This is a genomic window from Bradyrhizobium altum (assembly GCF_020889705.1).
In the GTDB taxonomy this organism is placed as follows: domain Bacteria; phylum Pseudomonadota; class Alphaproteobacteria; order Rhizobiales; family Xanthobacteraceae; genus Bradyrhizobium; species Bradyrhizobium altum.
Genome location: NZ_JACMYP010000094.1, coordinates 1 through 18,614, shown reverse-complemented (window position 1 = coordinate 18,614; position 18,614 = coordinate 1). Strand labels below are relative to the sequence as shown.

Below are 18,614 nucleotides of genomic sequence, written 5' to 3'. Positions count from 1 at the left end.
CAAGTGTATCGCCACCAGCATTCGCGCCCCGCGAATTCGCCATTGCCGAACCTCGCATTGACCGCGTGGCTGTGGCCGGGCACAGCGTGCGGGCGGTGTCATTGAACGGTCGCAAGAGCCGAAAGGGATACCGTCGCATTGGATTTTTGCAGTGCAGCAACAGCGCAAATAGCCCCTGCTAAAGGGGCAATGGCAATCGTCGTTGCTTCTCTGTAATGGTGCGACCGGATGTCTCGGGGCCGGAAATCGTGCTCCGCAATTACGCGGGAGGAAACATGCGTAAATTCATATTGGCGGCGGCGTCGATCGCGGCCTTGAGCTTTGTCGGGCAGGCCTCGGCGCAGTCGCCGATCGTCATCAAGTTCAGCCACGTGGTGGCCTCGGACACGCCGAAGGGCAAGGCGGCCGACAAGTTCAAGGAACTGGCCGAGAAGTACACCGGCGGCAAGGTGAAGGTCGAGATCTATCCGAACTCGACGCTGTACAAGGACAAGGAAGAGCTCGAGGCGCTGCAGCTCGGCGCGGTGCAGATGCTGGCGCCGTCGAACTCGAAGTTCGGCCCGATCGGCATCAAGGAATTCGAAGTCTTCGATCTGCCCTACATCCTCCCCGACCTGAAATCGCTGCGCAAGGTGACCGACGGTCCGCTCGGCACGCAGCTGCTCAAGAAGCTGGATTCCAAGGGCATGACCGGTCTCGCCTACTGGGACAACGGCTTCAAGCAGATGAGCGCGAACAAGAAGCTGGTCGCGCCTTCGGACTACAAGGGACTCAAGTTCCGCATCCAGTCCTCCAAGGTGCTGGAGGCCCAGTTCCGCGCGCTCGGTTCGATCCCGCAGGTGATGGCGTTCTCGGACGTCTACCAGGCGCTGCAGACCGGCGTGGTCGACGGCCAGGAGAACACCTGGTCGAACATCTACACCCAGAAAATGCATGAGGTGCAGAAGTACGCGACCGTCACCAATCACGGCTACATCGGCTACGTCGTGGTCGTGAACAAGAAGTTCTGGGACGGCCTGCCGGCCGACATCCGCGACGAACTCAACAAGGCGATGAAGGAAGCCACCGAGTTCGGCAACAACCAGTCGGCCAAGGAGAACGAGGACGCGCTCGCCGAGATCAAGAAGGCCGGCAAGACCGAGATCGTCACCTTGACGCCGGAGCAGGACGAGGCGATGCGCAAGGCGATGATGCCGGTCTACAAGGACGTGGCATCGCGCGTCGGCCAGCCGCTGATCGACGAATTCCTCAAGGAAACGGGCCGCAGCCCGATGAACTAAGGCGTGCTTCACCTCGCCCCGCGTGCGGGGAGAGGTCGAAATTCAAGCGCAGCTTGAATTTCGGGTGAGGGGAGTCTCCGCGAGCGCGACTATCAACGTGCGCGCGGAAGGAGTCCCTCACCCAACCCTCTCAGGGCGAGCTTTGCTCGTCCCGACCCGGTAAGAACGGGGAGAGGGAGTACGAGTGCTCTGGCCGCGGGGACGGCCATGACAGGGGAGATCAATGCTGCTGAAAATTCTGGACCGGCTCGAGGAAATCATCATCGCGAGCCTGATGGGCGCTGCGACGCTTTTGACCTTCATCACGGTCGTGCACCGCTTCCTGGTCGACGTGCCGGTGCTGTATCCGTATCTGTTCGGCATCAATCTCGCATGGTCGCAGGAACTGTGCATCTACATGTTCATCTGGATGGCGAAGTTCGGCGCCGCCTATGGCGTGCGCACCGGCATCCATGTCGGCGTCGACGTGCTGATCAACCGCCTCAATGATGCCTGGCGCAAACGTATCATCACCTTCGGCCTGCTCGGCGGCGCGCTGTTCACCGCGATCGTCGGCACCATGGGCGCCAAGTTCGTGTTCGAACTGATGCACACCGACCAGGTCTCGCCGGACATGGAGATCCCGAGCTGGATCGTCTATGCCTGCATCCCGCTCGGCTCCTATCTGATGTGCTTCCGCTTCCTGCAGGTGTGCTGGAATTACTGGTGGACCGACGAGCTGCCTCACCATGACGCCTCCCATGTCGATGGCGTCGAGACCAGCAAGACCGCGCCCGTCTCGCTTGGAGAAGCGTGATGAGCGCCGCACTTATCTTCGGACTGCTGTTTGCCCTGATGCTGACGGGCATGCCGATCTCGATCTCGCTCGGCCTGACCGTGCTGACCTTCCTGTTCACCATGACCGAGGTGCCGATCGAGAGTGTCGGCCTGAAGCTGTTTTCGGGCCTCGACAATTTCGGCATCATGGCGATCCCGTTCTTCATCCTGGCCGGCACCTTCCTGACCCGCGGCGGCGTCGCGCGGCGCATGATCGCGTTCACGACCTCGCTGGTCGGGCATCTGCCGGGCGGCCTTGGGCTCGCCGGCGTCGCGGCCTGCGCGATGTTCGCGGCGATCTCGGGCTCGAGCGTCGCCACCGTGGTTGCGATCGGCTCGATCATGATGCCGGCGATGGTCGATCACGGCTATCCGAAGCGATTCGGCGTCGGCGTGATCTCAACCTCGGGCGCGCTCGGCATCCTGGTGCCGCCCTCGATCATCCTGGTGCTCTACGGCGTCTCCACCAACACCTCGATCGGCGCGCTGTTCATGGCCGGCATCGTGCCGGGCGTGCTGCTCGCGCTGATGCTGGCCGCGGTGACCTTCTTCGTGGCGCAGCGCAACGGCTACCCGAAGATGCCGCGCGCGACTATCGGCCAGCAGTTCACGGCGTTCCGCGAAAGCATCTGGGGCCTGTCGCTGATCGCGATCGTGCTCGGCGGCATCTATGGCGGCATCTTCACGCCGACGGAAGCGGCGGCAGTCGCCGCGACCTACGCCTTCTTCATCACCGTGTTTGTCTACAAGGAGCTGAAGCTCTCCGAGGTGCCGAAGGTGCTGTTGCAGGCGGCGAGCATGAGCTCGATGCTGCTCTACATCATCACCAACGCGGTGCTGTTCTCGTTCCTGATGACGCATGAGCAGATCCCGCAGGAGATGGCGGCCTGGATCATCGACAAGAACTTCTCGGTCTGGATGTTCCTGCTCGTCGTCAACGTCATCCTGCTGCTCGCCGGCAACGTGATGGACCCGTCGTCGATCCTCCTGATCATGGCGCCGATCCTGTTTCCGCTGGCGACCAAGCTCGGCGTGCATCCGGTGCATCTCGGCATCCTGATGATCGTCAACACCGAGGTCGGGCTGTGCCATCCGCCGGTCGGGCTCAATCTCTACATCGCGAGCAGTATCGCCAAGATGGGCATCAGCGAGATCACGATCTCGGTCCTGCCGTGGCTATGCGCGATGCTGGTGTTCCTCGGCCTGATCACCTACGTGCCGGAGATCTCGCTGTGGCTGCCGCGGCTGTTGGGAATGATCTAGTGCATGATCCGGAAAAGTGTGAAGCGGTTTTCCGACAAGATCATGCGCAAACAATCAGAAAACCAAAGCGCGACCTCGCGCTTTGGATGTTTCTGACGGGCAATGAAGCGGATTACATCTTGGCAAGAAAGGTCTCTCTGTCCAATCCGTAAGTTGAAGGCCGCAGCAGGCGGTATCATCCTCAGGCAACCTTCAAAGGAGGTTTGGATGAAGAAAGTTCTGCTCGCCGGCATCGCGGCGCTCACGATTGCCGGTTCGACCGCGGTCTATGCCCAGCATCGCCCGTGGTTCCATGGCCAGACGCGGATGAGCCCCGAGGACCGGGCCGCCTTCCTCGACGCGCGCATCGCCGCGGTGCACGCCGGGCTGAAGCTGACCGCCGATCAGGAGAAGCTGTGGCCGCCGGTCGAAACCGCGGTGCGCGACTTCGCTAAGATGAGGCTCGATCGCGCCAATGCGCGGATGGCCGCGGAGAAGACCGATGCGGACAAGGCGCAGACGCCGGATGATCCGGTCGCGCGGCTGCGCGAGCGCGCCGACAACATGGCGGCGACCGCGACGTCGCTCAAGAAGATCGCCGATGCCGCCGACCCGCTCTACAAGACGCTCGACGACAACCAGAAGAGGCGGCTGACCATGCTCACCCACATGGAAGGGCGCGGCTTCGGTGCCGAGGGCTGGCGCCGCCATCGCCTCGAGCGCGGCATGGACCGCTGGGAGCGCGGCGGCCGCGACCACCATTTCGACCGCGACGACGGTCCGGATCGGGAGCGCTCCGGCCGGCTCTGAGAGCCAGCCGCCGGCATCCTCGCCAAGCCTATGAAAGGCCGCCGGAATCCGGCGGTCCTTCGGCTGTCAGAAAGTCGGGAAAAGTTGCGCCAGCTTGCTGGACATCGCGGAATCGCTTTGCTAAACGACGGCCTCTCTTGCGAGGGTCATTTCCGGACAAGTTCCGGGCGCATAGCTCAGTTGGTAGAGCAGCTGACTCTTAATCAGCGGGTCCCAGGTTCGAGCCCTGGTGCGCCCACCAAGTCTTTCAATGACTTACCCTCGCGAACCGTTTGAGAAGGCCCAACTAAAACGGTTTTTCAAACGGTGTTTTTGCGAGCCGGTTAAATAATCCGCTCTCTACAATGTGATCGGCATCGTGGCTGCAGAGGCCGACGGCAGGTCCTTAGAGATGCCCGACACAGCCGGCATTTCTGTTGGTAAGCGTGAGAGCGTAAGTCAATCCCAACGGTCCCGACGACCAGCGAATTGTGTGTCATCGTGCCGGCTGATCGCGGCGGCCTGTCAAGGTCAGCGTCCACCCGGCTTGCAGCGCCCCTCTCGGAAGCATGCCAAAGACGTTCTAGGGAAAGCAGGCCAGGAGAAAAAGGTCGTGAGTTTCTTCGAGCGTCTAAAGACAGAAGCATCTGTCGAGTGGCGGGCTTACACCGAGCATCCCTTCACAGATGGGTTGGCTGACGGCTCGCTCGCCGAAGCGGCATTTCGTCACTACCTCGCTCAGGACTACCTGTTCCTCATCGAGTTTGCTCGCGCCTACGCGCTCTCGGTCTACAAGTCGCCCAAGCTTGCCGACATGCGTGAAGGGGCGGCCGGCCTCGCGGCCATCCTCGATGTCGAGATGAACCTACATGTGAAGCTCTGCGCCGGTTGGGGGCTTTCTCCGAGCGACCTCGAACAAACCCCTCCGGCGGTCGAGATGCTGGCCTATACACGTTACGTGCTCGACGCGGGAATGCGCGGAGATCTGTTGGCACTCAAGGTGGCGCTTGCCCCCTGCGTGATCGGCTACGCTGAGATCGCTACGCGGCTCGCCGCGCGACCCGAGGCGGACGCTGCGACGAACCCATATCGCGTTTGGATCGCCGAGTATGCCAGCATGCCATACCAGGAGGTCGCGGCGAAAGCGCGGGCGCACTTGGAGCGTCTCGCCGATCGCTACTCCACGTCAGCTCGCGAGGTAGAGCTGATCACGGTATTCAAGGAAGCCACCCGACTCGAGGCCGACTTCTGGGAGATGGGCTGGCGTGCGGGCCAGCATACGAAATAGTCATTCGGCAATCGTCAGGCTCATAACCTGAAGGTCATAGGTTCAAATCCTATCCCCGCAACCAAATAACTCTCTGATATGGCAGAGATTTTTTCGAAGGCCGCCTAAGGGCGGCCTTCTTGTTTTGGGACCGTGTCGCCACGCTACAAGCGCCGCACTCTTCAACTTGTCGACGTTCTCTAGTAGGCCATCCCACCACAGTCGATCTTGTAAATGAAGTCGTGATCGCGATCCAGCGGTCCACGGCAAACTAGGAAGAGATCACTATGTCAATCGACATTACCTACACCAGCAGGCGCTCGACACGAGCACGCCATCGGGAAGGGCAATGTTCCAGATGTTGGGGGTGTTCGCTGAGTTCGAGCGAGGCATGATCCGTGAGCGGGTCAATGCCGGGCTTGCGCGAGCCAAAGCGAAAGGTACGAAGCTGGGTCGCCGTCCGGTCGGGCCATCAGTGGAAGCCCGCATTCGCGAGCTAAAAGCCGGCGGGATGGGCATCCTCAAAATTGGTCGTACCATTGGCGTAGGCACCAGCGTTGTGCAGCGGGTCGTTGGCCGTTGATCGAATAGGGAGGGGACCACCCAATTGCGACTCGCTTGGAAGCAAACGGTCGAAGCAATCCGCCCAACGCGATAGATTGCACGATGTGATCTGAGTCATTCACTCATTCCGGTGCTCCCTTGTATGCGATCGGGGCGTCGATGCAAAAAGTTTGGTTCTCACTGTGTCCCAATGCACCACACGGCCGCGCATTCGTGGTGCTCTCGTGCGAGCTTCGCCGAAGGTCATGAGACGAATAGAGTCAGGCGCAAGTGGATCTTCTGATAGGATCGGAGCTCGAAAGCTCGCTCCCAATTCAGCTCTCTCGCGTACTGCAAACTCCCAAGTAGGCGCGGGCGCCTTAGAAACGGCATAGGGACGTAACCTGTAAACTAGATCCGTTCCTCTCAAAACCATGCTGAAATCATCTGGAGTTCCGACGGCAATGATTCTTGGTTTGGCGAGATCCGCTTGAACAAATTCAAGCTGGCTCGGAGCGTCTTCTAAATCGATGGTTCGATCGCTTGCCTCACGAATTGCTTTCGAAAGACCACTTTCACGCCCGAGACCAAGAATTAGTTGATGCTGTTGGTCGAACTGCCCGCCAACATTCCAGGGGCGCCACGCTTGCGTTCCGGCTTTTGAAGATAAGTTTCCGCCGGATTATATCCGTCGAGAAAGCCCATCCGCTTTGTTGTTCGACCGCGGGGCATGCATTTCTTTCTGATTGTACTGAAGCGAAGGCCATACCTTTAGTTGGGAGGATTGAAAGATCAAGATGGCTGCGTGTGGCAGTAGTGGATTGCGCGCTAGCTTGCAGCCGAGTCTGGTTCTTTCATCGGCCGATGCTGGTAAGACTTTAGTTGCGAAGTCGGATCTCTAGCGAAGTCCCTAGATGCTCAGCGTCTCACACCGGCGACCTCTCGGCGAAAATGTTTTGGATCTCGATGTGGTCGGTATCATCGTCCGTCACTCCAAGTGGCGTGCCGACCATGGCGAAACCGACGAGGCCGCCTGGCGCGCCGGTGTGACAGCGATCGTCTGTATCAGCCAGACGGCGAGCACCGCGATGCCGAACGGTCGACGGCTGCGGCGCCGAGCTTGCCGGCTCGCTGATGCCAGGACCATCCGCCGCGGTGCTGCACATTGAAATCAATTTTCCGCCGGCCCGCCAAGCGAACAAGTGAAGAAAGGATAACCATGGCAGGCTCACGTCGGGGGAAGTCGATGCGGACCTGATCTTGGGCGATCGCACACTCGGGAATATTTCGGCGGAGGCTTATCAAGGGCGGGTTGACGCGAGGTTTCTCGTCCAGAGCTCTGTCACGCCGTCGGAACGCTGGTGCTGGGCTTGCACTTGCCGTGTGATCCCCCTTCCGCCAAGCCATCCATTGCCAGGATGAACATTGAGGCAATGGATGTGCCAGGGCAAACTTGGACGCGCCGGGTCGTCGGGCGCGTCCCTAAGCCGTACCACAGCGCGCGGCCGGCTGAGTCCAACGATAGCTGGATTGGCTCGACTGCGTGATTATTCAAACCGGCGGCCGGCCAGATGTCTTGTTGTAGCCGTCAAAGAAAGCGCCGTAGACCTGTCGGTTCGTCGGCGGGTCGCAATTGACATACGACGGATACACACCAGTCCCTGCCGGACCATCCACGCAGAACTGATAGCCATCCTGCAGGCCGCCGGAGACTTCTTCGATATCGGATTCGTTCAAATCGCGGATCATATTGGCTCTCCGTTGCTTCGATAAACACCGCGTTCATCGTGATGCCAGCATGACAGCCGTTATCCATTGTTGCTGTGACGAATCTCACACAGGAACGTCGCACTCGACTGGTCGCACTTTCTTGGCGGCCTGCGGCGAGTGCCTCTCAACGAGCCTCGACGGCCCTGTAGGGAAGCAACATCGTCGGCCGACCGGCTAGGCCATAAGCTGTCTCCGCGCGAACTCCGCAAATGGGCCGGTTCCGCTCGTCAACTCGTCATAGCTTCCCGATTGCACGATCTTGCCACCGATCAGCATCACGATTCTGTCTGCACGGCGGATTGTACTCAGCCGATGTGCAATGACGATACGCGTAACGTTCAGCCGCTCCAGCGACGCGCCGACAATCGCCTGCGTCTGATTGTCGAGCGCGCTCGTGGCTTCGTCAAAAAGCAGAATGCGTGGTGAACGTGCCAGGGCGCGGGCGATGAGGATCCTCTGGCGCTGTCCACCCGAGAGCGTATTGATCCCTTCTGCAACGAGCGTGTGCATGCCCATCGGCATCTGGCGGATATCGGCGTCAAGGGCTGCTAACCGCGCGGCTTCCCAGGCCTTGTCCAAGGTGAGGTCGACGCCGCCGCAAATGTTTTCGTACAGATTGCCCGTTGCCAGCTTGGTGTCTTGCAGCACAACGCCAAGCTGACGGCGCACGTCGCTGGTCTCGATCGTGTTCAGCGCCTTGCCATCATAGAAAATAGTGCCGGCCTCCGGCCGCTCGAAGTCCAGCAGCAATCGCAGCAGCGATGATTTTCCGCTGCCCGAAGGACCGACAATCGCCACATACTCACCTCTCGAAATGCGCAGGGTGATGTCATCGAGGACCTTCGGTCCATCCTTGATATAACGGAAGGTGACGCCGGAAAACTCGATCTCGCCCATCAGTTCGCCCGTCGGACGTCGATCTTCTGCGATCTCGGCGGCAGCGGATAGAATCGGCTTCATCCGGCTTAAATGGGGGATGACGACTAGCGATTCACTCATGCTCGAAGCCCAGTTTCCGATGGCTGCCGTGGTCTGTCCGAATGCGGAGAGGAAACCAAGAAAGGCACCGAGATTAGCCAAAAGCTGACTGTTGGTGCGCGAGGCGATCGCAAAAATGATCAAGGTCGCAATCAGCGGAAAGGCGGTCTCGAAGACTACCAGAATGTTGGCCGCTCGTTGCGAGGCAATGAAGTAACGCTTCTGAACAGCGAACTGTCCCGACCATCGCGCCAATGCACGACTTGTGGCGTTCGCCACGCGAAGCTTGCTGACGCCAGCGATCAGTTGCAGCACAAATCCGCTGACCTTGCCTTGCAGATTGAAGTGCTTGCTCTCGTAATAGACCCGCAGGGCGCTGGTTGCGACGATCGCGGCCGCCCGGAGCCCGATCAGCAGAAGTGCAATGCTGCCGAGCCACAGGTCATAGTAAAGCATCAGCCCAAGGCTGAAGATGCCGAACAGAGCTGACGTAAAGCCTCGTAAGGTCCTTCCGGTAACGATCTGGCGCGCTGCTTCAATGCCCATCGAACGGTCGACCAGATCCCCGGTCGTGTAGTCGCGAAACAGCGACGCCGGCAATCTGAGCAGGCGATCGATAAGAGCGGCTTGGAGCTTGTAATCGAGGATGCCTTCCAGTCTGAGCGTGACCAGTCCCTGCATTCCCTGCAGTCCGGCTATCGCGATCGCAGTGACGGAAAGCGCCGCCGCGCAAACGACGAGCTGGTCGATCTCCGTGCGAGGGATCACCGAATTGACGAGCAGATTTGTCACTAGCGGCGGTATTAGTGAAAGTAGCCCAATGGCAATGATCGCTAGAATGAGCCGGGCCATGCTGCCAGAGAGGCCTCCGGTCGCGAATGATAGCAGGTCGCGATAGCGAAGTGGATACGCGTGCAGAGTTTTGTAGAAGCTGACGGCTTCCGGTGCGAGAACGTTTGCAACCGAGCGGCTGACCGGTTGCCGCCGTCCTCGCTTCGGATCAATCATCGTGTACCGGCCACGCCGATCACGGATCAGAGCGACCGGGTCACTTTCGGGCCCATGCCACCCTAGCAAAGGGCCAGCGTCAGAACTCCACCAACGATCGCGCAACTGGACGCGGCGAATTCGCAACCGTGAGGCACGCGCGATCTGCAGAACGTCGCCGAAGCTCTGCCCTGCGGGATTTGCTCGGCTCGCGTGAGTAATGGAGCTTCCCAAGGCGTCCGCAACGAGCCGGCAGCTCGCGAGCAGGGGATCGCTGACGTCCAGCTCAACCTGCGCGCGACCGGCCGGCGCAGTAACAACGTCAGAGAGACGCTCGAGGGCATCCAGGGTCCGCGCGTGGGTGAGCTCGGTTCGCCGGGCGAGCTGTTGCCGTCCGGCCGACCGTTCATGTCCCAATGACCGCTCTAGACTTGCGGCAATCGCGATATGGAAGCGGTCGAGCGCCGGCCAGACCAGAGACAATTCAGGCGCGGTCGGCTCGGCTATGATCCTGGAGCCCTCCTTGCCAGCTTCCAGCCAAACATCTGCCGTGAGCGGAACGGCGGGATCTTCGGTGGCGAGCTCGAGGTCGAGACCCAATACCGTTGCGCTTCCTGCTTCTATGCGAGCCCAAACGATGCTCCGCTTCGGGCCGCGACAACGCTCGCCTGGATGCAGTTCTCTCGTTTCGCCACCGCTCAATTCGGAAGCGTTGTCTGATCGGGCCGGTCCTTCCGCGAGCGTGGACAGCCGGGCGACCCAGCCGAACAGGCGATCGGTGGCGATCTCGCTTCGCGAGACGGCGATGATCTCGGCGTCAGGACCACCGACTGCGACAACCTTCAATTGCATTGCGGACCTTTCACAGGCAGTGTGCAGATCCAGTATGACCTCACCAACTTCGCATCGAAACATATGATGGCGAACGCCGCAGGTTTCCACGGCGAAGATATCGACATGACCGGCGCTCACCTCCAGCACCTGATCCCGTTCGTTGAGGAGAATGGGATGCCGCGGATCGATCGCCACGCGACGAGGACCGGAGCTTGCAATTGGCCTCTCGGTCGAAAACTCGTCCTTGGCGACGGGGTTGCTCATTCGCTTGCCACGAGCCTTGCATAGCTGCCCTGGAGCGCGACAAGCTTTTCGTGGGTGCCGCGCTCCACAATCCGGCCATGCTCCAGCACAATGATTTCGTCGCAATCGCGCACTGTGCTCAGGCGGTGCGCGATAATGATGCAGGTGCAACCTCTGCGTCGCAGATTGTCGTCGATGGCCTTTTCCGTGATCGGATCGAGGGCGGCCATCGCTTCATCCAGCACGAGAACCGAAGGACTGCAGACCAATGCCCGGGCGATCTCGATGCGTTGACGTTGCCCGCCGCTGAAATTGCCTCCGCCCTCATTGACGTGGCAGTCATAGTTTCCGGGACGCGTGGCCAGATCGTGATGAATCAACGCATCCCTGGTCGCGGCGATCAAGTCGCGCTCATCTACCGTGGAATCCCAAAGGGTCAGATTGTCGCGCGCGGTACCCTCGAACAGAAATATATCCTGGTCGACATAGGACACGGAGTTTGCGAATTCCTGAGACGGAAGGTCTGCCAGCTTCCATCGATCGAAGAGAATTTCGCCCGCCCATGGCTCGTATAGCCCGCAGATCAATTTGCCGAGCGTTGATTTTCCGCTGCCGGAGACGCCGACGAGCGCAATGCGCGATCCCGCAGGGATTACCAGCGATAAGTCGACCAGCAGTGGTGCTTCCAGAACGGAATATCCAAAGCTGACATTGCGAAGCTCGACCGTACCAGCAAGCTTTGGTGGAATGCTATCGGCCGCCTTGCCGAGTAGCGTGGGCCGGAGTGGGTAATTGCGAATATCCTCCAGGCGTTCGAGCGCCCCCTTGATGGTCTGTAGGCCGCCGAAATAGTTGACGAGATTCTCGAATGGTTCCGAGAAGTTCATCGCCAGGGATTGGAACGCAACCAGGCTACCAAGCGTCAGCGAGCCTTCGATGACTCTCAACCCACCGAGGCCAAGGATCGCGGCGACCATCAATCCAGAGAGCAGAGTCGGCACCATGTCCAATATGATGGCCGATGCACCGAGCTTCTGTTCAGCATTCAGATTATTCGCCTGGAGGCCGGCCCATTTGCCAAATGCATCATCCTCCAGACCGCTCGCCTTGATGGTTTCGATGGTGCGTACCAGACCTACGGTAGCACCCAGAAGCTTGCCCTGTTCGACCGCGAGCCGGTAGCTGAGCTCCTGCCGTCGTCCCCCAACCAGGCGAAGCAGGAGAACGTTCAGGAAGGAGATCGCGACGCACAACAACGTCAGGCTTACGTCATAGACCGCCATCGCGCCGCCGAACAGAAGTACCGACGTCAAGCTGAGCGCGTTCATCGTAATTCCGCCGGATAAGAGGCGCGCGACCTGCTCGTTTGACGCGACGCGGCTAGCAACGTCGCCGGCATGGCGCTGGGTAAAAAACTCCAGCGGCAGCGCCATCATACGCCAGAGGAAGCGGCTGGTCATGACAACGGAGAGCTTGGCCTGCAGCCGCAACAGTACCGACTGACGAACCGCGACCATCACCGCACGACAAGCCGCTGTCAGCGCCATGCCGATCAGGAGTGGCATGAGCCAGCTATTGTTGTGCTGGATCAGGATATTGTCGACAAAAATCCTGGAAAAGCCGGCGGCAAGGATATTTGGAACGACAAGCGCGATACTCACGATCACCAGCAGGAAAACCGCCGCCCTAGAGTGACGTAACTCTCGTAGCAGAAGCCCGATCCCGTTGGGCTTGCTACCGACCATTCTGAACTCTTCGCCGCGCTCGAAAACTAACACTACCCCGGTGAAGGCAAGATCGAGCTCGGCCATGCTGACGCATCTGCGCCCGGTCGCAGGATCGTTGATATAGGCATGCCCGCCCTTGATGCCCTCCAGAACCACAAAATGATTGAAGTTCCAGTGGATGATGCAGGGCGTCGGAAGCTGAGCCAGCGCCCTCGGCTCGACGCTATACCCTCTTGCAACAAGGCCATAGCGCCGCGCAGCTCGGACTATGTTGCTGGCTTTGCTTCCGTCGCGCGATACGCCGCAAGCAATGCGGAGCTGCTCCAGGGGAGTCCAGGCACCGTGATAGGCTAGAATAATCGCGAGCGCCGCAGCGCCGCATTCGACCGCCTCCATCTGCAGGACGACGGGAGTCCGCTTCACCTTTTTGCGCAGCCATCTTGAAAGGCGACCGTGCCGCGCGCTCGCCGATGGAGGAGAGGGCTTATCCATCAATTCCCGTGAGATGCCTGATCAAGGGGATTATCAGATCGAGCGGTCGTTGCCGCCGAGTTGTTATTTCCGCGCGCGCCAGCGTCCCGCTCGTCAAATGAGCGTCGGGTCCGTTGCCCACGGCCCAGCGATAGCCCGTTGCGGTGGAATCGTCCTCTTGAAGCGCCACCGCGGCGGCATACGGCGCGCCGTTGTGAGAGAAGCGGGAGACCAGGCTTTCGTTATGCAGCACCGCGCTGATACCTTGAGGCGTCATCGGGAAATCGGAGACGCTCAAGACCGTACCCAGCATCATGCCGAACTCCTCCCGCTTGATGGTGCTCGGCTCGAGATGGACCTGCATCCCCGGCTTGATCTGCTTGCCGTGCTCGGCCGGGATGTAGACGACGGCCTGGAGCTTGTTGCCCTCGCTTTCGATCTGGACCACAGGCATCCCGACCGTCAGCACGGAACCGGGAGAGATCTTCACTTCGAGGACACGGCCTTCCATCGGGCTCAGCACTTGCGTGTTTTGGCTCAGCTGCTCCGCGGCTGCATTCACTTGCCGGCGTGCTTCGTTCAGGGTGAATTCGGATTGTTGAACGTCGCGTTCGCGTTGCGTCTCCAGGTCCGTCTTCTGCGACTTGAGCTTGAGAATCTCGTTCTGCGCGTCGAGGCGGCGCTGCTGCGCATCGTTCAGTTCCTGCCGCCGTTCCTCGAGAGTGCGTCGCGTCGTGTAGCCTTTCGCAAGCAGGCCCTCGAGGTTCTTGACGTCGACTGAGAGATAGTCGACGCGCTGGCCCGTCGCCTTGATGACTTGTTCGAGCGCGGCCTCGAGTTTCTCGAAGTTCTGGCTCTTGGCGGCGAGTTCGACCGCGACCTTCGATTTGAGTTCGGCATATTCGCGCTGCCGCTCTTGGAATACTTCGACCGCCGCTTTGTGTTTCTGCTCAATGTCAGTCTGAATGATCTGGGCGATCGGCTGACCCAGGTCGACGTGGTCGCCGACCGTGACGGCAACAGACTGCAGCCGGCCAGCGGCAGCCGACACGGCGTCGACTACTTTGCCGCCATTGCTGATCAGGATTCCCTCGCCGGAGACACGGGTCGGCACGCGCCCGAAAATACCCCACACGACCGCGGCCACAATCGCAACGAGGAAAACGACCGTGATGATCCAGTCGGCGGACTTGGTGAGGATCACAAGGTGATCAAGCTGCTCGGGAGAGGCCGCGCGGTCGAGCGCCGTCGCCCGAAATGCCCGTTGCGGCTCGGAGGTTGCCCTCCTATTCTCAGGTTCTCCGAGCGTTTCCAAGGTGGACATATCTGCACGCAAAGCACTTAATTGATTGAATGAATATGCCGGTATCTTCGCATAGAACAGACGTCGTCACAATAAAGGCCGGCGCGAAATCGGTGGCGGGGCTTGAATGCGCACGCTGAGCGGCAAGGCAAATCGGTTGTTTGCAGCGCACGCGCGGCTGGCCATCTCGGCGAGTGTAGCGCTGAGCCTGCTATACTCCTCCGTATCACGGGCCGGGGTCCTTTCCGAGAGCGACCTCAAGCAGGCGGAAAGCCTGAAACCGTTGTTTGCGAATTTGATGGCTGATCTCGTCGAAACCGCAAAGCGCTCGGACGTGCCGAACGGAGACATCGTTTGCATCAACTCCACGATCCGTGAGCTTCTGCAAATTTCCGACGAACTCGCCACCTACGAATATCTCATCACAATGGAGAAGGATCTGACCGACGTCGGTGACGACAATCCCTTGCGAGGTGTCGTCAAGTTTGCAGTTGAAAAAACCAATGTCATTCTCACCAGCGAGAGGAAGCGGCTGGTTCAGTTGTCCGAGCAGTGCGTCAAAAATCCGGTGGGATTCGGAAAGGCACAAGAGGTCTTGAAGGTTATCGATACGACGACCGGAATCCTGAGTTCCATTCACGCGCGCCTTTAGCGCGTCGGGCGACTGATGCCGAAGGCGGGATCTGCCGGCGAATCCTCGATTCCACATTTGTATGCTCCTTTGGCGTCCTGCCATAAGTTCGGGACGAGTCGTCCTTTCCCGAGTTTGCAGAATAGGCTGGCCGCCCAGGTTGAGCGTGATGCGCGTCACAAGGCGCGATTTGAAGCGCGAAAGCGCATCGCTCGCCTCACCGTCGAGCCTTTAGGGGCAGGTCGGCTGGATCAATTATGGTGCGACGCGCCGAGCGTGACGGTCCTCACAGAAGCCTCCGGGCAGTTGGGTCATGCTGCACTCCGGTTGCGGGGTGGTCCCGCACCATCAACACAGCAAGGAGGACTGAGATGACGCCTAACATGAACGACAATGCAGCGACACGCGAGCTTTCCATCGACGAACTCGACGCGGTCGCCGGCGGCAAATGGAGTTGGGGAGATTTTGCCAAGGCGGTAGCGGGCGGAGCGGTGACGGGCGGTATGGGCGGTGCTGCGGCTGGCGGTGTCGGTGCCGGACCCGGTGCCGTTGGCGGTGGCCTTCTCGCCGGAATTGGGTACTGCATCAGCCAGATCTTTTGAACATGCCGTTTGACCAAAGCGAGATCCGGGACACTCGCATCGCGGGTTTCGCTTTGGCCACGACCATGATCTCAACTGGCACAAGTCCAATAGACGAGAGGAGCGCACCATGCAGAAAATGCGGGAATTGACGGGAGACGAACTCGACTCTGCGTGCGGTGGAGGCCGCAGTAGTGCCGGAACCGGCAATTCGGCCGTTTCGGATTTCATAAAGTGGCTCGTGAGCCAACTTCATATTCCCTCTTCTCCAGGAGGACCTATTCGGAGCTAGCTCAAGCCCGGTTCGTACCTTGGGCATACTGGAAGGCCATTAATCGATGCGAGGTCTCAGAAACGAGAACCTCGCATTTTTGTTCGGTGGGGGGGCGCCGAGCTGACCTGCGCCGTTCACCTCATTCGGCAAGAACATCAACGATCCGATGAAGAGTAGTCTGTGTTGCTTGGACATGCTGCGTGATCAAAGTCACAGCGAACTGCTCGTTGATCCGGCAAGCTGCACTCGGATGACAAGGATCATCCGTCACCATAGACAGATGGAGATTATGATGAGTGCATATCAGAATGAGCATCAGACGGTCCGTCCGCTGTCCGATGAAGAATGTGGATCCGTGACTGGCGGTTGCTTCGGAATTCCGGTTTCCGACGGTCATGGAGGGGTAATATTTATCTCTCCGACTATCGGGGGTGGTCCAAGGCTTCCGACTGGCACCGGACCTACCTTTCCTATGAGCGGTCCCTTCGGACCGTTTCCGGCGTAATCAATGAGCAGGTGCATGTCAGAGCCGGCACTCCCAACGATGCCGGCTCTGAAGGGGGCCATTGAACCGGCACAACGACACGGCTCTGCGCGATCGCGCTGGCTGAACGAGAGTCGCTAATTCACCTGAGCGAGCGGACGCTATATTCCACCCGGTCCGTTGGGGTTGCTGCCGCCGGAAGTGGCGGTATATTGGCTCGATGGCTGTCAGCTCTTCCGAATTGAAAGCTTTCCTACTCGCCACGCCTTTCTTTGGTGGGCTGTCAGACACGAGCCTCGATCGGTTAATCTCGATGCTTGTCGAGCGTCGCTTCGACGTCGGAGCAACAATCGTCGCGGAAGGAGAACCAGGGCGTTCAATGTTTGTTGTTCACTCCGGCGAGCTCCTGGTGAGCAAGCTTGGGCATTCGGGAGGCTCGATTCGTATGGCAAGTCTTGAGCCCGGTGATTTTTTTGGCGAGATGACGCTCATCGAAATGCAAAATCGATCAGCCTCCGTCGTCGCGCAAAGCCCGACAGTCCTCTATGAGCTCTCGGCTCGAAGCCTCTACACATATTGCAAGGCAGACATCCACGCCTATGTCCTGGTGATGCAGAATATCAGCCGCGAACTTTGTCGAAGGCTCCGTCGGGCGGATAATCGGATTGCCGAGCTGTTGGTGCATCAAGCGAAGCAATAGCCTCGGAAAGTAACAGATTTAGCGGTATCGACCTTTATCGAATTCATACACTCCGTTTGAGCTCGGGCCGAATAGCTGAAAATCAACAAGAATGCAGCAATGAATAACTTCTTCATCAAAAGCACTCCAGATCGAAACTCATCGAGTACTCTAGTGCAATTGTATTTTCTACCACCGCGAGTTTCTTTAAAAAAGCGTCGCGGGCCCGGGTGGCCGGCGGCGTCGGTGAGCATAGCGTGAGAGCATGGGCCAAGCCGGGTGGTGGCCTCGGCGGCGCGGTCGCCCCGGATGTCGCGCCCGCTAGCGTCCGTTTCGCGCGCGCAACCTCGGTGCCGATAGATCAATCATATTGCCGCCCGGCGGGAAGCAGTCTCGCGAGAATGCTGGTGCATCGGGGGGCCGGCGTTTTGATTGGGGCAGTGAAGCCTACCACGCAAGTTTGCTACTGTATTCTGCGTCGAACATCTGAGCGCAGACGTGGCAGTTCATCCAACGGGAGACGACCGGCGGCGAGGCGGCGCTGATCAGCAAGGGGGACCACTTCCGTTGCGATATAGCCAGAGACCTCGCGGACGTGCGGCAGCGCCGCGGAGAGGTTGTCTTGCGGGAGATCCGCGTCGGCACCGAGGAAAATCTCGCCTAGGTCTGTGTGCGCGTTGACTCGCCGGCCCTCGAATCGATCAGGCAGATCGAGCGCCGCGCTTCCTCCTCCGAAATGGCCTGTGCCGACCATGGCGGTCACCACGAGGTCTGCGATGCCGGTCGCCGCTTCTTCCGCGCCGAGGAACATGAGTTTCTGCTCCGTCAGCCCGCCCCCGGTGACCCGGAGTGCCGAGAATAGACCGGCGAGCACTACCGACGCCCCAGGCGGTGTAGCGATGGCTGCTGCAGCCGGCAGGCGTGTGGTTGGCGAAATCCCCGAATTGGATCACACACCGAGGAAATCCTGCTGCGCGGCTTGCATGAAATCGTCGGTGATTTCGCGAGAGTCGCCGCCGCGCGGCCGCGTCTCTCGTGGGCCGGGACATGGCTCGTGGAGCTCAAGCCGTGCCACCCCAATAATTCAGCGGACTGCCCGACCCCGGATTGTTCGAAGCCAGTTCGCTCTGCCATGAGATCTGCCGTATCGCCGGCATGGCGCTCTCCTTCAGAGCCATCGTTGCTGACTCACAGGGGTTCCGTCCGGCGGCTCGTCCGATTGGCCATAAAGTCTCGGAGACGTCACGTCTCGTGGCGAGGTATTTAATGCCAGACAGGGCTGGTTTAGACGCGCAGAGCAAGCTCGATTTCCAATCGCTTTCCTCTAGCGAGAGCACCTCAGCCGCAGCAGAGGAGCAAATTTCTTTCTAGATTCTCTCCTTCCGCCACCTTGCTCCAAAAATTCGTACCTCGAAGCGGAGACAGGCGCGAAAACTCGGCCGTTTTCGTGCATTTTCTCGCTCTGGAGAATGCCGGCCGTATCAAAATTGAGCCGTGAATGGGCCTGGATGCCGTCTTGGCCGGCATGGGTCGACTTGCGCGTGCGATCGATGAAAGACGAGTGCCAACGGTCGCTGCGGCCGAGCCGATCATCGAGTTAGCGAGAAGCACCGCGCCAGCATTAGGTGGTATGGACTCTAAGGATCTATGTTAGGAGCAAATCAGATTCAAGGCTGGTTTTGGGGAGGCGGCCTTGGGAGTGATGGACCGTTCGG

Annotated in this window: 14 protein-coding genes and 1 tRNA gene; 10 read left to right on the top strand and 5 right to left on the bottom strand. The window is 59.6% G+C overall.

Translation table 11 applies throughout. From position 1 onward, the window contains the following. Positions 1-275: 275 nt before the first annotated feature. From H8B02_RS22450 to H8B02_RS22420, 7 genes are all read left to right on the top strand, one after another. Entirely contained in the window at positions 276-1,280 is a 1,005-nt protein-coding gene (locus H8B02_RS22450; RefSeq protein ID WP_229168298.1) for a TRAP transporter substrate-binding protein, read from the top strand. Between the two features lie 223 nt (positions 1,281-1,503). Continuing rightward, positions 1,504-2,076 carry a TRAP transporter small permease gene (locus H8B02_RS22445; RefSeq protein WP_229168297.1) on the top strand — a complete coding sequence of 191 codons (573 nt, stop codon included), beginning with the start codon at positions 1,504-1,506 and terminating at the stop codon, positions 2,074-2,076. Beyond that, positions 2,076-3,359 (top strand): TRAP transporter large permease, encoded by a 1,284-nt coding sequence (locus H8B02_RS22440; RefSeq protein WP_092115778.1) that lies wholly within the window; start codon positions 2,076-2,078, stop codon positions 3,357-3,359. The genes H8B02_RS22445 and H8B02_RS22440 overlap by 1 nt, the downstream gene beginning before the upstream one ends. A 207-nt stretch (positions 3,360-3,566) precedes the next feature. Further along, positions 3,567-4,148 carry a Spy/CpxP family protein refolding chaperone gene (locus H8B02_RS22435; RefSeq protein ID WP_229168296.1) on the top strand — a complete coding sequence of 194 codons (582 nt, stop codon included), beginning with the start codon at positions 3,567-3,569 and terminating at the stop codon, positions 4,146-4,148. Positions 4,149-4,313: 165 nt separating this feature from the next. After that, positions 4,314-4,389: transfer RNA gene (locus H8B02_RS22430), tRNA-Lys, on the top strand. A 351-nt stretch (positions 4,390-4,740) separates the two neighbouring features. After that, positions 4,741-5,415 carry a thiaminase II gene (tenA, locus tag H8B02_RS22425; protein ID WP_229168295.1) on the top strand — a complete coding sequence of 225 codons (675 nt, stop codon included), beginning with the start codon at positions 4,741-4,743 and terminating at the stop codon, positions 5,413-5,415. Between the two features lie 328 nt (positions 5,416-5,743). Beyond that, positions 5,744-5,977 carry a recombinase family protein gene (locus tag H8B02_RS22420; protein WP_229168294.1) on the top strand — a complete coding sequence of 78 codons (234 nt, stop codon included), beginning with the start codon at positions 5,744-5,746 and terminating at the stop codon, positions 5,975-5,977. Between the two features lie 1,511 nt (positions 5,978-7,488). Here the strand turns inward: H8B02_RS22420 and H8B02_RS22415 are convergent. From H8B02_RS22415 to H8B02_RS22400, 4 genes are all read right to left on the bottom strand, one after another. Continuing rightward, on the bottom strand, positions 7,489-7,686 hold the full coding sequence (locus H8B02_RS22415; protein WP_229168293.1) for a hypothetical protein: 198 nt from the start codon (positions 7,684-7,686) through the stop codon (positions 7,489-7,491). Positions 7,687-7,881: 195 nt separating this feature from the next. Continuing rightward, a complete protein-coding gene (locus tag H8B02_RS22410; protein WP_229168292.1) occupies positions 7,882-10,770 on the bottom strand; it encodes an NHLP bacteriocin export ABC transporter permease/ATPase subunit in 2,889 nt (962 codons plus the stop codon). Beyond that, a complete protein-coding gene (locus H8B02_RS22405) occupies positions 10,767-12,968 on the bottom strand; it encodes an NHLP family bacteriocin export ABC transporter peptidase/permease/ATPase subunit (protein ID WP_229168291.1) in 2,202 nt (733 codons plus the stop codon). Before H8B02_RS22405 ends, H8B02_RS22410 begins: the two co-directional genes overlap by 4 nt. Continuing rightward, a complete protein-coding gene (locus H8B02_RS22400) occupies positions 12,961-14,271 on the bottom strand; it encodes an NHLP bacteriocin system secretion protein (protein ID WP_229168290.1) in 1,311 nt (436 codons plus the stop codon). Before H8B02_RS22400 ends, H8B02_RS22405 begins: the two co-directional genes overlap by 8 nt. Before the next feature lie 106 nt (positions 14,272-14,377). On the opposite strand from H8B02_RS22400, the gene H8B02_RS22395 reads away from it, so the two are divergent. The 3 genes from H8B02_RS22395 (at position 14,378) to H8B02_RS22385 (ending at position 16,920) form a co-directional block, all read left to right on the top strand. Continuing rightward, complete coding sequence (locus H8B02_RS22395; RefSeq protein WP_229168289.1) at positions 14,378-14,902, top strand: hypothetical protein; 525 nt, start codon at positions 14,378-14,380, stop codon at positions 14,900-14,902. A 362-nt stretch (positions 14,903-15,264) separates the two neighbouring features. Then, positions 15,265-15,483 carry a hypothetical protein gene (locus tag H8B02_RS22390; protein ID WP_229168288.1) on the top strand — a complete coding sequence of 73 codons (219 nt, stop codon included), beginning with the start codon at positions 15,265-15,267 and terminating at the stop codon, positions 15,481-15,483. A gap of 957 nt (positions 15,484-16,440) precedes the next feature. Beyond that, positions 16,441-16,920, top strand: coding sequence for a Crp/Fnr family transcriptional regulator (locus H8B02_RS22385; protein ID WP_229168287.1), 480 nt, complete (start codon positions 16,441-16,443; stop codon positions 16,918-16,920). A gap of 442 nt (positions 16,921-17,362) precedes the next feature. Here H8B02_RS22385 and H8B02_RS22380 read toward each other — a convergent pair whose 3' ends face one another. Continuing rightward, positions 17,363-17,773: a malic enzyme-like NAD(P)-binding protein gene (locus H8B02_RS22380; protein WP_229168286.1), complete on the bottom strand. Its 411-nt coding sequence runs from the start codon at positions 17,771-17,773 to the stop codon at positions 17,363-17,365. Positions 17,774-18,614 lie beyond the last annotated feature (841 nt).

What these genes read in the sequence shown, in the direction of transcription:
- H8B02_RS22445 (WP_229168297.1), top strand. Translation starts at nt 1,504, where the DNA reads ATGCTGCTGAAAATTCTGGACCGGCTCGAGGAAATCATCATCGCGAGC.
- H8B02_RS22390 (WP_229168288.1), top strand. Translation starts at nt 15,265, where the DNA reads ATGAACGACAATGCAGCGACACGCGAGCTTTCCATCGACGAACTCGAC.
- H8B02_RS22400 (WP_229168290.1), bottom strand. Translation starts at nt 14,271, where the DNA reads ATGTCCACCTTGGAAACGCTCGGAGAACCTGAGAATAGGAGGGCAACC.
- H8B02_RS22450 (WP_229168298.1), top strand. Translation starts at nt 276, where the DNA reads ATGCGTAAATTCATATTGGCGGCGGCGTCGATCGCGGCCTTGAGCTTT.
- H8B02_RS22405 (WP_229168291.1), bottom strand. Translation starts at nt 12,968, where the DNA reads ATGGATAAGCCCTCTCCTCCATCGGCGAGCGCGCGGCACGGTCGCCTT.
- H8B02_RS22415 (WP_229168293.1), bottom strand. Translation starts at nt 7,686, where the DNA reads ATGATCCGCGATTTGAACGAATCCGATATCGAAGAAGTCTCCGGCGGC.
- H8B02_RS22410 (WP_229168292.1), bottom strand. Translation starts at nt 10,770, where the DNA reads ATGAGCAACCCCGTCGCCAAGGACGAGTTTTCGACCGAGAGGCCAATT.
- H8B02_RS22420 (WP_229168294.1), top strand. Translation starts at nt 5,744, where the DNA reads ATGTTCCAGATGTTGGGGGTGTTCGCTGAGTTCGAGCGAGGCATGATC.
- H8B02_RS22435 (WP_229168296.1), top strand. Translation starts at nt 3,567, where the DNA reads ATGAAGAAAGTTCTGCTCGCCGGCATCGCGGCGCTCACGATTGCCGGT.
- H8B02_RS22395 (WP_229168289.1), top strand. Translation starts at nt 14,378, where the DNA reads ATGCGCACGCTGAGCGGCAAGGCAAATCGGTTGTTTGCAGCGCACGCG.
- H8B02_RS22440 (WP_092115778.1), top strand. Translation starts at nt 2,076, where the DNA reads ATGAGCGCCGCACTTATCTTCGGACTGCTGTTTGCCCTGATGCTGACG.
- H8B02_RS22385 (WP_229168287.1), top strand. Translation starts at nt 16,441, where the DNA reads ATGGCTGTCAGCTCTTCCGAATTGAAAGCTTTCCTACTCGCCACGCCT.